The sequence below is a fragment of the Acinetobacter sp. YH12120 genome, assembly GCF_013418795.1.
GTDB lineage: Bacteria > Pseudomonadota > Gammaproteobacteria > Pseudomonadales > Moraxellaceae > Acinetobacter > Acinetobacter towneri.
Genome location: NZ_VPBI01000001.1, coordinates 315,784 through 330,732, shown reverse-complemented (window position 1 = coordinate 330,732; position 14,949 = coordinate 315,784). Strand labels below are relative to the sequence as shown.

Genomic DNA, 14,949 nt, shown 5'->3' with positions numbered 1-14,949 from the left:
AACGAATCCGCATAAAAAAATCGGGAGCACACCCGATTTCTCCTAGTTTAGCATGATACTTTTGCTCATGCACCTGACTTTTTCTGAAATATGCGGTAAAAAATATGAATACACCACATCTTTCAAAGCCGTCATTTAAAAGTCCTGATTTGATTTGACCGCCTTTGCCAATAAACTGACCAACTCAGCATTTTGCATTTCAAGCTGTGCGGTTTTTTGCACGGTTTTATCTAGCGCATCTTGCTGAACCTGCATCTTTTTAGCCAAATCCTGCATGATCTCCAACGTCTTTTTTAGATGCTCTTCTAAATGTAATACTTTTTGCTCGACTTGCTGTTGATGTTGCACGTCGCTGCTGCTGTCTGCCTGATTTTTAAATTGCAACCAAATCAGAAAAATGACAGCAAGTGCCAGCAAAAAAATAAATCCCCACAATAAAATAATCATCATGCCACTACTCTATTCAAATTTTCTATGCAAACTTTGTTATATCAATCAGTAAATTAACCGTGAATACGAAGTGTAAAATCTGTCATCACTATTACACGCTTTTCACACTTTGTATATGTCTTAAAAAGTAGCCGCTTACACCGCCCGCTGACTAAAAGATTCACACAAATCTAGTAAACGGTTGGCATAACCCCACTCGTTGTCATACCACGCAAAAACTTTGGCTTGATGACCCACGACCATGGTTTGACTTAAATCGACAATTAAAGAATAAGGTGAATGGTTAAAGTCGCTCGATACCAAAGGCTCATCGGTCACTTGCATAATTTCGGCATAATCATGCGCTGCCGAAGCACACAACACCTGATTCAATTTGTGCACCGTAATTGGTGACTGAGAAATAAAAGTTAAATCAATAGCTGCAACATTAATGGTCGGTACACGAATCGAGTAACCATCAATCCGATCTGCCATTTTTGGCATGACTTGTTTTAATGCACCCAAGGCAGATGAAGTTGTAGGAATAATATTTTGCCCTGATGCACGCGCACGACGTAAATCACGGTGTGCTTGATCCAATACAGTTTGATCGGCTGTGACTGCATGAATTTCAGTCATTAATGCGGTATCAATTCCGAAAGCATCATCAATGATTTTAACTAATGGTACTAAAGCCTGCGTGGTACAAGATACGCTGGAAATAATTTGGTCGGTACTTTTGACTTCATGATGATTCACACCATAAACAATCGCAGCATCTACAGTATCGAATGGTGCAGCACCAATAATTACACGTTTGGCGCCCGCAGTAATATGCTGCGTTGCCGCCTCGCGGGAACGGAACAACCCTGTACATTCCAATACCACATCAACATTTAAGGCTTGCCACGGTAATTGCGCAGGTTGAGCCTGATTCAACACCTGAACTTTTAATTGCGCCAAACCTGCAGAAATATTCAAAAAAATCTGTTCATTTTCGAGGCTAATTTCCACCTGTCCTTTAAAACGACCATGGGTACTGTCATATTTAAATAAATGAACCAAGGTTTCTACATCGGCAATGTCATTTATGGCGACGATTTCAAAATGAAAGTCTTTGGGATTTTCAAACCAAGCCCGCAGCACATTGCGCCCGATTCTACCAAAGCCATTGATTGCCACTCGTTGCATGACTGATCCTTTCATAATGAAATCAAAATTTAAGCACAGACTATGTTAATAGATTTTGAGGCCTTACTGAAAAAAATCAGATCAATTCTGCGAATTTTCACGCAATTTGTTGTTTAATTCGGCAAATCAAAAATATCAGCTTTGACTTTCTAGCTTACATTTACGTTTTCTTAAATTTTGTATTCTACTTTATGGCAGTTCGGCATACTCCGTGACCTACAGTAAACGCTTATTTTGAATGTAAATGTTCATCATCTTCTATTGCAAAGATTTATTCTGCGTAATCGCAACCAAGTTTGCGTCAGAATTGTCATCTATTCACACTAAAATGATTGGTGATAATGGCTTTTTCCGTTATAATTTGGCGTTTTTAAAATTTTAAGCCTGCATGACAGCAAAAGAATTATTTTTGTCAGACTGTCTTGCGTTTAGCCCAATCGGAAATTATGGAGTGACTTGGTTGTGAGTACTCGTTTTATGACATCAGCTGAAATTCGTGAAGCATTTTTGCGTTACTTTGAATCGCAAGGGCATACACGTGTCGCATCGAGTTCTCTAGTACCCGCCAATGACCCAACCCTGTTATTTACCAATGCAGGTATGAACCAGTTTAAAGACTGTTTCCTTGGGTTAGAAAAACGTGATTATGTACGTGCTGTATCGTCACAAAAATGTGTGCGTGCAGGCGGTAAACATAACGATTTAGACAATGTGGGTTATACCGCACGTCACCATACTTTCTTTGAAATGTTAGGTAACTTCTCGTTTGGTGATTATTTCAAACGTGATGCAATTAAATTTGCTTGGGAATTTTTAACCAGTGAACAATGGTTAGCGCTACCAAAAGACCGTTTATATGCCACGGTTTACCACACCGATGATGAAGCATTTGACATCTGGAACAAAGAAATTGGTTTAGATGCTTCTCGTATTATCCGTATTGGCGATAACAAAGGCGGCCAATATGCTTCAGACAACTTCTGGGCAATGGGTGATACAGGTCCTTGCGGTCCGTGTTCTGAAATTTTCTATGATCATGGCGATCATATCTGGGGTGGCTTACCAGGCACACCTGAAGAAGATGGCGACCGTTTCATTGAAATTTGGAACAACGTATTCATGCAGTTCAACCGCACTGCAGATGGTGTATTACACCCGCTTCCAGCACCTTCTGTAGATACAGGTATGGGCTTGGAGCGTATTTCTGCAGTATTGCAACATGTGAATTCAAACTACGAAATTGACCTGTTCCAGCACTTACTCAAAAATGCAGCACAGATTATTGGTTTAGACACGACTGCTCTTGAAGTAACTGCACAGCAAACTGGCAAGCCTGTAGACTACCCTGCTTCACTCAAAGTAGTTGCTGACCACGCTCGTTCTTGCTGCTTCCTAATTGCCGATGGCGTGAATCCATCGAATGAAGGTCGTGGTTATGTATTGCGTCGTATTATTCGTCGTGCAGTACGTCACGGCAACAAGCTTGGCGCAACAGGTTCATTCTTCCACAAAATGCTTCAGCCTTTAATTGAAGTAATGGGTCAAGCTTATCCTGAACTTGCAGCAAATCAAGCGCGTATTGAAGCGCAACTTCTAAAAGAAGAAGAACAATTTGCCAAAACGCTTGAGCAAGGTTTGAAATTGCTTGAAGGTGAATTGGCACAGCTTAAAGGCTCGGTCATTCCTGGTGAAGTGGTATTTAAACTATATGACACTTACGGCTTCCCAACAGATTTAACGGCAGATATTGCACGTGAACGCGACTTGACCATTGACGAAGCAGGCTTTGAAGTTGAAATGGCAGCGCAACGTCAACGTGCACGCGATGCAGGTAAATTTGCAGTTGACTACAACTCAATTGTAAAAGTTGAAGGTGAAACTCAATTTGATGGCTATGACGCAACGACTGGTCAGGGTCAAATTGTGGCTATTTATAAAGATGGCGAACAAGTCGATGAAGTAGTTGAAGGCGATGAAGCTTTAATCGTACTCAATCAAACCCCGTTCTATGCAGAAAGCGGTGGTCAGATTGGTGATACAGGTCTATTCAAAAACGAAACAGGTATTTTTGAAGTTCAAGACACCAAAAAATCTGGCGGTGCTTTTGTTCATCAAGGTATTGTTACCATGGGCAGTTTAAAAGCTGCGCAAGCGGTGGAAGCGATTGTAAAAGCAGACATCCGCGAAGCTACTGCACGCAACCACTCTGCAACACACTTATTGCACGCTGCCCTACGTCAAGTTTTAGGTGCACACGTACAGCAAAAAGGTTCGTTGGTTGCTTCTGATATTTTACGTTTTGACTTTGCCAATGACCAACCTGTGTCATTTGAACAATTGCAAGAAATTGAGCGTTTGGTAAATGCAGAAGTCATTGCCAATACCGCAGTTTCTACTGAATTACTGGATATTGAAGCAGCCAAAGCCAAAGGCGCAATGATGCTATTTGGTGAAAAGTATGGCGATGAAGTTCGCGTACTTTCTATGGGTTCAATCATTGAAGATAAAAACTTCTCCATTGAACTTTGTGGCGGTATTCACGTGAAACGTACAGGTGATATTGGTCTGTTCAAAATCATCTCTGAAGGTGGTGTTGCAGCTGGTGTACGTCGTATTGAAGCAATTACAGGCAGCAAAGCCGTTGAAGCCGTTCAAAAAACTGAACGCGATATCAACAGCATCAATGCTTTGTTGAAAGCACAAAAAGACCAAACTTTAGAAAAAGTGAATACATTGGTCGATACAGCATCTAGCCTTCAAAAGCAGATTGAACAGCTCAATCAAAAATTAGCGCACTTCCAAGCAGCTGAACTTTTAAGTCAAGTACAAGAACTTGCTGGACGTACCACGCTCATTACCACTGTACAAAATATGGATGCAAAATCACTGCGTAATTTGCACGACGGTGTAAAATCCAAACTCGACCAAGCAGTGATTGTACTTGCAGGTGTAGAAGGCGATAAAGTCAGCTTAATCGCTTCTGTTGCACCAGACTTTACTGCTACGATTAAAGCAGGAGACATCATCAAACACTTGGCTACAGAACTAGGTGGTAAAGGTGGTGGTAAACCTGATTTGGCACAAGGTGGCGCGCCACTTAACGAGAACTTTGCAACGGTGATGGCAGGTTTAACTGCTTGGCTTGCGGCAAAATAATCTCACTTTTTGTGTAACTGACCCTGAGCAGGTAAATTCGGGGTCATGGCTTATATGGAACAACTATGGCACTAATCGTTCAAAAATATGGCGGTACCTCAATGGGTACTCCCGAGCGCATTTTAAATGTTGCTCGTCGTGTGAAGCGCTGGCATGATCATGGCCACAAAGTAGTGGTTGTCGTTTCTGCCATGAGTGGCGAAACCAATCGCCTACTCGCTCTCGCGAAAGCCATTACCGAAACCCCTGATCCGCGTGAATTAGACCAAATGGTGTCTACAGGCGAACAGGTGACGATTTCGATGTTAGCGATGGCGCTGAATTCTATTGGCGTTGCAGCAAAATCACTAACTGGTCGCCAAGTTGGTATTCAAACTGACAGCGCATTTACCAAAGCACGTATTGAAGCGATTAATACTGACGTGTTAACTGAAAACCTAGACGCAGGCCGTGTGATTGTGGTTGCTGGTTTCCAAGGGTTTGATGCTGAAGGTAACACCACGACTTTAGGTCGTGGCGGTTCTGATACTTCTGGCGTTGCACTTGCTGCTGCATTGAAAGCCGATGAATGTCAAATTTACACTGACGTAGATGGCGTTTACACCACAGACCCACGCGTTGCACCAAAAGCCAAAAAAGTAGATCGTATTTCTTTTGAAGAAATGCTAGAAATGGCTTCTTTAGGTTCTAAAGTATTGCAAATTCGTGCGGTTGAATTTGCAGGTAAATACCAAGTACCTTTACGTGTATTATCAAGTTTTGATAATGACAATGATGGCGCATTCGACGAAGATTTTAAACAAAATGTCGGCACACTCATTACTACTGAATTGGAAGACAACATGGAACAACCTATCATCTCAGGTATCGCGTTTAACCGTGACGAAGCAAAATTAACTATTTTAGGTGTGCCTGATGAGCCAGGTATTGCATCTAAAATCTTGTCACCTATTGGCGCTGCCAATGTTGAAGTTGACATGATCATCCAAAACGTAGAAGAAGATGGTACTACCGACTTTACTTTTACTGTAAACCGTGGCGAACTTGCCAAAGCAAAATCAATTCTTGAAGCAACTGCCAAAGAAATTGGTGCACGTGAAGTCGCTACACGTGGTGACATCGTGAAAGTATCTATCGTAGGTGTAGGTATGCGTTCACACGCAGGTGTTGCAAGCAAAATGTTTACTGCACTTGCAGATGAAGGCATCAACATTCTAATGATTTCTACTTCTGAAATTAAAATTTCAGTCATTATTGAAGAAAACTATTTAGAGCTTGCAGTACGTACTTTACACACTGTATTTGGTCTAGATCGTGAAAGCGGTGAGTCTAGCGCACGCGCTTAATACGCCCCTGTCAGAAAATGTAATTGTCTGACAAATTTTGCGAAAAAGTACAAAAAAATAGAGCCACTATAGTTTTTTTTATAGTGGCTCTGTTATATTGAGCAACATGCTTTCATAAATTTTGGCAGCGCTGTATCTTATAAAATAAATAATGATACGTTCCGTTAAAATTTACTGGTTTTTATTTGGTTGTGACTTTTAAATTGCTTTAAAAATCAATGCAGGTTTAGCATTTTGCAAGGAGATAAACATGCTGATTCTGACCCGACGTGTCGGAGAAACATTAATGATTGGGGACCAAGTCAGCGTGACTGTGCTTGGTGTCAAAGGTAACCAAGTTCGTATTGGTGTAAATGCCCCGAAAGAAGTATCGGTTCATCGTGAAGAAATCTATCAACGTATTCAACACGAACGTGCCATGCACGAGCATTTGCAACACTTAGATCAAGATTATCAACCTTCATTTGAAGAAGATAACTACTCGCAAAATGACTTTAATCGTTAAACGATTAAGGTAATTGAATATAAAGCGGCTCATTTGCCGCTTTAAATTTTTCTGCTGAATGCTTTTTAAAAACTTGCCCTGATTCAAATCATGTAAAAGCTATTTTACAGGCAACTCAGCACAAGTTTTGCATGAAAATTACTGTGAGTTTTCCATTAACTCTAAAGCCTTACGCACAGGTGCAAAACTACGTCGATGTGCCGCAATTACACCATGCTGTGCAATGGCTTCAAAATGTGCTTTGGTTGGATAACCTTTGTGTTTAGCAAAACCAAATTGTGGAAATGCTTGATCAAGCAATACCATTTCACGGTCACGCGCCACTTTAGCTAAAATACTAGCTGCTGAAATTTCTGCATGCAATGCATCACCCCCAACAACGGCATCACAAGACATCGCTAAACCCTGCGGAATTTTATTGCCATCGACCAAGACATGCTCAGGTTGAATAGATAAGGCTTCCACCGCACGACGCATCGCCAATAACGACGCTTGCAAAATATTCAGTTCATCAATTTCGGCTGCAGATGCTTCTGCAATTGCCCAAGCCAAAGCCTTTTCCTGAATTTCAACAAATAACTTTTCACGCTTTTTTTCTGTCAGTTTTTTAGAATCATTTAAACCTTCAATCGGGTTATTCGGATCTAAAATAACTGCCGCAGCGACAACAGAACCCACTAAAGGCCCACGCCCTGCTTCATCTACACCTGCAATTTTCATCATCTTTTTCCAGAAAAAATAGGCTGAAATCTTCAGCCTATCTTACGATGCGAGTCACAACGCACCATTTTTAATTTTACAGAATCGGTAAAACTTATCTTACTGCTTCTGCCACACATGCATTAATGGTTCGAGATACTGCATTGCTCACAATGGTTGCACGTGCAGCAGGGTCAATTGCTGCAGTGGCTAAATCTACTGCAGTCACATTTTGTGGTGCTTTTTCACTAACACAACCACAAATTTCCGCTTGAACATTTTGCTTTTGCGTTGGTGTCATAACACGTGTCGCAGTGTGCCATGCAGGAATGTTGTTTAATTCAGTCACACACTTGGCATTAATTGCAATTTTAATCGCCGCCATACCCAATTGTTGAGTTGCTGTCGGTGCAGTTGTCGTTCCTGTAGTAGTACCTGTAGTGGTGGTACATGCAGATAAAACCAAAGCGATAGGTGCCAATACAGCGAGTAGTTTTTTCATGGATATTTCCTGTATTTAATATTCAAGTCATTTGAGTGAAACAATGTCGCTATTGTGCCTAAACTTGTTTGACGAAGGAATAGCTTTTTGCAATTTCTACATTCATGTGCTTAGGCTTAAGGCTAGGGGCTGCTGACAATTTTTCTATGTTTGCGACAACGCATATTTTTTAGCTGATATAAGGCATGAGGTAGGAAATTTAGTCATTCTAAATGACTGACTCATAACGCAATAGCAGCAAAAAATATGCTTGTCCCCTTGCGCAGCAAACAAAGCAGTGCTTTGTTCTTGCTCATGTGGCTAAAACTTTCTCAGATTGCGTTATGAAACTTGGCAATAGTCTCGCTATTCCCTGCGTTTCATGCCTGATCTGCTCAGTTTTAGCCCACAGCGCAAACTATTTATGAAATATCAACAGCCCCCTCAAGAACGCTATTTTTTTTGCAGCGTTGCAGATTTTCAACACTCCGTTGCAGGTGGATACTTTTTTCGCTACATGCTGTTGTTTAGCATGCAAGCACACTATTCGCCTGAAACACAACATGAACAGTTCTCATTCATATTACACCCGTACCGCACAAGTTTTACATTGGCTCATGGCGATTATTTTTATTGGTGATTCGCTTATTTTGGCGTTACACCCACCCTGCGCCACAACTGCCTGACAGCATGTCACCGTTGATGAAAACACTAGCGCATTTAGGACATCTAGGTCTGTATTTTATGCTGATTGCGATTCCAATCACGGGCTGTTTGTTTAGCTGGAGCGTGGGTAAACCTGTGCCTGTGTTGTATTTATTTGAAATTCCAGCCTTGGTGGATAAGAACCCCGAACTATTAGCAATTGTTAAACCTGTGCATACTTATTTGTCATGGTTTGCAGGGGCAATGGTGGTTGGGCATGTGCTTGCAGCACTTAAACATCACTTTATAGATAAAGACGGTGTATTGCGTAGTATGACGCAACAAGGTAAATAATTTTTAAAGCTTGAGTTTAAAGCGATTCAAATCGTTCTCCCACAAAAAAGCAGCTTAAATTAAGCTGCTTTTTTGTAGTCTAAGCTAATCTAAATTCAGTTTAACTCATCCCAATGCTTGAATTTGCTCAATCCATTTTTGCTTTTCTTCAGTCGAAATAAATGAAGCTTCAAAAGAGTTGATTGCCAATTGTTTTAATTCAGCATTGCTCAAGTCTAAAGCTTGACTAATTGCAACAAAGTTATCATTCATATAGCCACCAAAATAAGATGGGTCATCTGAATTAACTGTCACTTTAACACCCTGCTGCAATAAACGGCGAATGTTGTGCTGTGCCATATCATCTACCACACATAGCTTTAAATTACTTAGTGGACATACCGTGAGCGGCATTTTTTCTGCAATTAAACGCTGCATTAATACAGGATCTTCTTCAGAACGCACACCGTGATCAATACGGTTTACTTTCAGTAAATCTAACGCTTCCCAAACATATTCGGCTGGCCCTTCTTCGCCTGCATGTGCCACGACTAAAAAGCCTGCTTCACGTGCTTTGGCAAAGACACGTTCAAACTTCGAAGGTGGATGCCCGACTTCACTTGAATCCAAACCCACAGCAATAATTTGATCTTTATAAGGCAAAGCCTGTTCAAGTATAGCAAATGCAGCATCTTCGCTTAAATGACGCAAGAAACACATAATTAAATGCGAACTGATGCCTAATTTTGTTTGCGCATCGTCACAAGCGCGTTGTAAGCCATTAATCACGGTTGCAAATGCCACACCGCGCTCGGTATGGGTTTGCGGGTCAAAAAACATTTCGGTATGTACTACACGGTCTTCAGCACATTTTTCAAAATATGCCCAAGCCAAATCGTAAAAATCTTGCTCATGCACCAACACTTGTGCACCTGCATAATAAATATCTAAAAAAGACTGCAAGTTATGAAAGTTATAGGCTTGTTTGACTTCTTCTACGGACTGATAAGGGATGTCAATTTGGTTGCGCTGCGCAATGGCAAACATCAATTCAGGTTCAAAAGTACCTTCAATATGCACATGCAATTCTGCTTTAGGTAATGCACGGATTAACTCAAGTTGATTCATATTCTGTCCTTTTTGCTATTTTATGGGAGAATTTTAAAAAATTGATCAAAATAAAAAAGGGTGTAAACTGAGTTTACACCCCTTTTTAGTTTAAGAATATTAACCGCCAAACATGGCAAATTTTAATGCCCAAAGTGCAGCAATAATCCACACCATATAAGGTACAGACTTCGCTTTGCCAGTGAGTAGTTTAATCAGCGCATAGCTAATAAAGCCCATGGCAATACCATCGGCAATAGAGTAAGTAAATGGCATGAACACGACGGTTAAGAATGCAGGTACGGCTTCGGTGATGTCATCCCAATCAATATGCACAATGCCTTGAATCATCAACACACCCACAAATAACAAGGCAGGAGCAGTCGCAAAACCAGGTACCGATTGCGCAAGCGGTGCCAAGAATAAACAGGCAATAAACAACAAACCAACAATCACTGCTGTTAAACCAGTACGACCACCCGCTGCAACCCCTGCAGATGATTCAATATACGGTGTTGTTGAAGATGTACCCAATGCCGCACCTGCTACAATTGCAGAAGAATCGGCAAAAAGTGCTTTTTTCAAACGGGGTAATTTACCATCTTGCAACAAGCCTGCACGGTGCGAAACACCCACCAAAGTGCCTGTAGAGTCAAATAAATCGACCAAGAAAAATACGAAAATTACGCCAATTAAACTTGCTGTAAATAGACCTTCAAAGTCCATTTGCATAAAAGTAGGCGCAATAGATGGAATTTCACCAACCACACCTTTAAATTCGCTTAAACCTAAAGCTGTTGAAATCGCAGTCAGCACCAAAATACTGATGATAATTGCACCACGTACTTTAAAGTGATGCATTACTACTACCATTAAAAAGCCCAATAGTGCTAAAAGTACAGATGGTTGTTTTAAGTCACCCAAGCCCACCAAAGTCGCAGGATTATCAACAATAATACCTGCATTTTTTAGGGCGATTAAAGCAAGGAATAAACCAATACCCCCACCAATTGCCAGTTTTAATGACATGGGAATAGCATTGACAATTGCTTCACGGATTTTAAACATGCTAATAGCAATGAAAATAATCCCAGATACAAAAACTGCTGCCAAAGCCGTTTGCCAAGGCACACCCATGCCTAAACAAACCGAGTAAGTGAAATAGGCGTTTAGCCCCATGCCTGGTGCGAGTGCGATTGGGTAATTGGCAACAATTCCCATCACCAAGCAGCCAATAGCTGCGGCTAAACAGGTGGCGACAAAGACAGCTCCATGATCCATTCCTGTTTCAGATAAAATCATCGGATTGACAATAATGATGTAACACATGGTTAAGAATGTGGTTACACCCGCCAAAATCTCGGTACGGAATGTGGTCTTGTTTTCGCTTAATTTGAATAAGCGCTCAAGCATTCCCGCTGAGGATGGATTAGGAGTCGTCATGACCTAGCCCCTGTAAATAAACTGAATTTGCAGCATGACGCAATTTTAAGTCAGCACTTAAAAGCCTGTGTCAGTTGCGGCAATGGATTTGCCCAATGAGCATGTAAAATTACATGAAAAAGATAAACTTAATTCACAATCAAGCATTTGATTTTATCAAAATCAAAAATTCGGAATGCTAAATAAAAAAGCCGCATAAATTTTATGCAGCTTTGTTCATCTTTTTTTTACTTCAGTCACTCTCAAAAGTAATGCCTTTGAGTTGTGATGAAGCAGTTTCAATTGGCAAATTATACCATAGGGATTTTTTAAAAATTCTAGTTTTTGAATTAAAGATAAAATTTTACGATAAAGTGAAGCACACAAAAGTGTGATGAATAAAGCAATTACCACACATTATGTTAGAAATTTCTACGCTTATTCTGTGACTTGCAAAATCTGTGGTGTAGCCGATTCTGTTTTTTCTAGCGATAAATTTGCAGATTCAGTCAAAACTTGGTTCAGTTCTGCCTGCTTTCGCGTTTCCTCTTCCAAGTAAACGAGATAACCTAATAAAACGACCAACACCACCAAAACTGGCACAAGAATGTGTTTCATGTCATTTACTTTTATTGAACAATTTTCATACATATTAGCAAAAATTATGCGCGGTGTAACTCTTAATACGCCCCAGTCAAAATTTTTGCTTCAACCATCAAACTTAATTCATCACATTAAGCCATTGTATGGATGGTATTTTTAAAGCGTTTCCAAGATACATAGAAAAAAATTGTTGCAATTGCGATTAGCCATAGAAACGAAGGCCAGACCACATCCAATCCTGCATTTCGGTATAAAATTGCTTGAGCCAATGTTACAAAATGCGTTGTCGGTGCAATCAGCATGATATTTTGAATGATTTCTGGCATGCTTTCTCTTGGTGTACTTGCCCCAGACAACATTTGCAAGGGAATCAGAATAAGCATCATCAGCAAACCGAATTGCGGCATCGATTTAGACACGGTTGCCATATATATACCCATTGAGGTTGTTGCAAATAAGGTCAGCAAGGCTCCAAAGAAAAATAACAGCAAACTTCCTTCTATGGGTACCTGTAATGCCCCCTGCACCACTACTTTTAAGCCTAAAAAAGCTGCTAAAAGCACCACAAGGCTCATCGATAAAACCTTTGCCAGCATAATTTCAAAAACCGTGACTAGCATAACCGTTAAATGCTTAATGGTGCCATGTTCTCGCTCACGAATCAGTGCACAGATGAAATGTGGAAAGAGGCTTCAAAGCTCTAGTGCAAAATAAAAACCAATTAGTGCAAAATAAGCCGAAAACTTACATGTGTACACCACTGTGTACATATTTTTAAACTATAAGCGAATTTATGTATCTTTAAGAAAAGCAATAAAAAAGCCCTAAATCGTTATAATTCAGAGCTTTATTACTTATATGAAGTTATGTAACAACATATAATTTTAATGTATTGGTAGGCATATCCAGACTCGAACTGGAGACCTCTACGATGTCAACGTAGCGCTCTAACCAACTGAGCTATACGCCTAAAGTGCTTCGCATCATATTCAGTTTTGATTTTTAAGACAAGTCCTTTCTGTGTTTTTTCAACACATCCGAGCAAGTTTTAAGCAAATCAAAAAACACCTGCTCTGAAACACGGTCATGTTCAGGCGCATAAGAATATTGTTGATAGCACACGCCTAAACGCTTAAATGCCTCTTGTTCATTTGCATCTACGTGCGCTGCTAAACGCTGCATCCACACACTCACTGTTTCTGCATCCTGTTTTTGCAACTGAGCGGGCAATCTTTTAGAAAATTTGTCTAAGGCACGATTTATGCGAGAACCTTGCTGACGTTTTTTCCAAAAAATCCAGCCAAAATACCCTGCTAAGATCATGAGAATACTTGAAACCAACACCGCTGCCAAAGCATAGTTTGAGTGCAGCCCTAAGCGTCCAAACCAGTGACGCTGTGACTCGGCATCATAACCCACGACCTTGCTTTGCCATTGATAACTTGCATAATCACTCCACACCCGTAAAGAACGAATAAAATTAGAATGTTGGTATTGCCACATTTGTGTGTCAGCACCCAAAACGGCTCGATCATCTGCCATTAGGTTTTGCATACCATCATCTATACGTTGAGGTGCAATGATGGCTGTCGGGTCTATGCGTACCCATTGTTGATTGAGCAACACTTCTGTCCAAGCATGTGCATCTTGCTGTCGTACTTCCCAGCTTTGTCCATCGGGTGCAAGTTCCCCACCCTGATAGCCCACGACTACACGCGCTGGAATCCCGACATAACGCATCAATAAGGCAAAACTTGAGGCATAATGTTCACAAAAACCTTGCTTACTCTGAAACAAGAATTCATCGACTCGGTTTTGTCCGAGCATTCCAGGTTTTAAGGTATAACTAAAGCCATTATTGCGATACCACTGCAATACATTCTGCACGTAGCGTTCAGGTTGTTGCTGACTTTGAGCAAACATCTGCAGGGCAAATTGCTGAGCTTTTGGGTCAGATTGCGTCTGTACCTGAACATTTAAACGCTGGCTAAAGCGTCGATAACGCTCGTTCTGTGCATCATCCCCTTGAATACGTGCGGATTCCCCAACCCACTGCAAAGCAATCGGTTGAATCCGACCATTTTGACGCTGTGGCACCATACTCCAATCACGGCGTAATACATAACCGTGTTGATTCGGTACAGATTTTTCCAGCGCCATAATCCACTGTGCACGTGGGTCTGCTGCAATATATTGATACTGAAAATCGACTTGCTCTGGCTGTAATTGTGCTGCCTGAACGGGTTGTTGATTGCTAAAATTGCTTGTCCATGTGCGACCATCATATTGATCAAGTACCATCGCCCGCCAATATAGTTTTGAACGTGGCGGCAGTTGCTGCATATTCCCCACAATACGAAATGCCAAAGCAGAAGATTGTGATAATTCGGCAATATCGCCCGGTGACATCGTGTCACTAATACCTGTCACGCCTTTGGCATCAGGAATAGGTACATGCCACAATGGCGGTAAACGTGGAAAGAATAAAAACAATAATAAAAAGAATGGCAAAGCGTATGCGATAAACTTGGCGACATTTTTAAGGTCATGCTTTGCATCTTGCCTGCTCGAATGACGCGACGCATAATCTGAAAATGCACTTTTTTGAATCCGATATAACCCAATTAAACAACTGATTAAACATAGAATGACCAACACGGTCATCCACATGCTCTGGCTGTATAAAAATGAACTGGCGCTCACAAAAAGCGCAAAATTAAATAAAATAATCAGGTCGCGCTGAGTATGACTTTCTAAAGCTTTGGCAAACAAAAAGGTGCTTAATAAGGCAACCCCTGCCTCTACACCAATCAGGCTTTTATAACTCAAATAAATGCTGGCTAAGGCACAACAGGTCAATCCATAAGTCCAAACTTTAGAAATACGCGCTGTCTTGTTTTTATAGTGAAGATACAACAGCAACAACATGAGTCCGAAAATGACACTCAATGCCACAGGGCTAAACAGCATGTGAGCAGCCAAAATTAAGATCAGGCTAAGCAGAATAGATTGCTGAATCGAATTGTGCATGA

The 14,949-nt window shown here is 40.9% G+C and carries 11 protein-coding genes, 1 tRNA gene and 2 pseudogenes; 4 read left to right on the top strand and 10 right to left on the bottom strand.

Translation table 11 applies throughout. The annotated features are described in order from the left end of the window. Positions 1-135 precede the first annotated feature (135 nt). A complete protein-coding gene (locus FTU58_RS01610) occupies positions 136-450 on the bottom strand; it encodes a hypothetical protein (RefSeq protein ID WP_004971580.1) in 315 nt (104 codons plus the stop codon). A 135-nt stretch (positions 451-585) separates the two neighbouring features. Then, positions 586-1,620 carry a type I glyceraldehyde-3-phosphate dehydrogenase gene (locus FTU58_RS01605; protein ID WP_096901062.1) on the bottom strand — a complete coding sequence of 345 codons (1,035 nt, stop codon included), beginning with the start codon at positions 1,618-1,620 and terminating at the stop codon, positions 586-588. A gap of 462 nt (positions 1,621-2,082) precedes the next feature. On the opposite strand from FTU58_RS01605, the gene alaS reads away from it, so the two are divergent. From alaS to csrA, 3 genes are all read left to right on the top strand, one after another. Continuing rightward, entirely contained in the window at positions 2,083-4,776 is a 2,694-nt protein-coding gene (gene alaS, locus FTU58_RS01600) for an alanine--tRNA ligase (RefSeq protein ID WP_179989323.1), read from the top strand. 65 nt (positions 4,777-4,841) lie between these two features. After that, positions 4,842-6,122, top strand: coding sequence for an aspartate kinase (locus tag FTU58_RS01595; RefSeq protein WP_004971586.1), 1,281 nt, complete (start codon positions 4,842-4,844; stop codon positions 6,120-6,122). Between the two features lie 250 nt (positions 6,123-6,372). Continuing rightward, entirely contained in the window at positions 6,373-6,627 is a 255-nt protein-coding gene (gene csrA, locus FTU58_RS01590) for a carbon storage regulator CsrA (protein ID WP_004971589.1), read from the top strand. A 138-nt stretch (positions 6,628-6,765) separates the two neighbouring features. Here the strand turns inward: csrA and rnhB are convergent, their stop codons facing one another. Both rnhB and FTU58_RS01580 read right to left on the bottom strand, forming a co-directional pair. Then, positions 6,766-7,347, bottom strand: coding sequence for a ribonuclease HII (rnhB, locus tag FTU58_RS01585; protein ID WP_004971591.1), 582 nt, complete (start codon positions 7,345-7,347; stop codon positions 6,766-6,768). Positions 7,348-7,441: 94 nt separating this feature from the next. Next, positions 7,442-7,828: a hypothetical protein gene (locus FTU58_RS01580; RefSeq protein WP_004971594.1), complete on the bottom strand. Its 387-nt coding sequence runs from the start codon at positions 7,826-7,828 to the stop codon at positions 7,442-7,444. Between the two features lie 542 nt (positions 7,829-8,370). Between FTU58_RS01580 and FTU58_RS01575 the strand changes: the two are divergent. Beyond that, a pseudogene (locus FTU58_RS01575) lies at positions 8,371-8,806 on the top strand (cytochrome b). 105 nt (positions 8,807-8,911) lie between these two features. Here the strand turns inward: FTU58_RS01575 and FTU58_RS01570 are convergent. From FTU58_RS01570 to FTU58_RS01545, 6 genes and pseudogenes are all read right to left on the bottom strand, one after another. Beyond that, entirely contained in the window at positions 8,912-9,913 is a 1,002-nt protein-coding gene (locus FTU58_RS01570; protein WP_180061952.1) for an adenosine deaminase, read from the bottom strand. Positions 9,914-10,012: 99 nt separating this feature from the next. Further along, complete coding sequence (locus tag FTU58_RS01565) at positions 10,013-11,335, bottom strand: NCS2 family permease (RefSeq protein ID WP_180061951.1); 1,323 nt, start codon at positions 11,333-11,335, stop codon at positions 10,013-10,015. Positions 11,336-11,752: 417 nt separating this feature from the next. Further along, entirely contained in the window at positions 11,753-11,932 is a 180-nt protein-coding gene (locus tag FTU58_RS01560; RefSeq protein WP_179989774.1) for a hypothetical protein, read from the bottom strand. Positions 11,933-12,048: 116 nt separating this feature from the next. After that, positions 12,049-12,585 (bottom strand): annotated as a pseudogene (locus FTU58_RS01555) (ABC transporter permease); the annotation flags it as partial. 225 nt (positions 12,586-12,810) lie between these two features. Next, a tRNA-Val gene (locus FTU58_RS01550) sits at positions 12,811-12,887 on the bottom strand. Positions 12,888-12,919: 32 nt separating this feature from the next. Beyond that, positions 12,920-14,947, bottom strand: coding sequence for a DUF3488 and transglutaminase-like domain-containing protein (locus FTU58_RS01545; RefSeq protein WP_180061950.1), 2,028 nt, complete (start codon positions 14,945-14,947; stop codon positions 12,920-12,922). Positions 14,948-14,949: the final 2 nt, after the last annotated feature.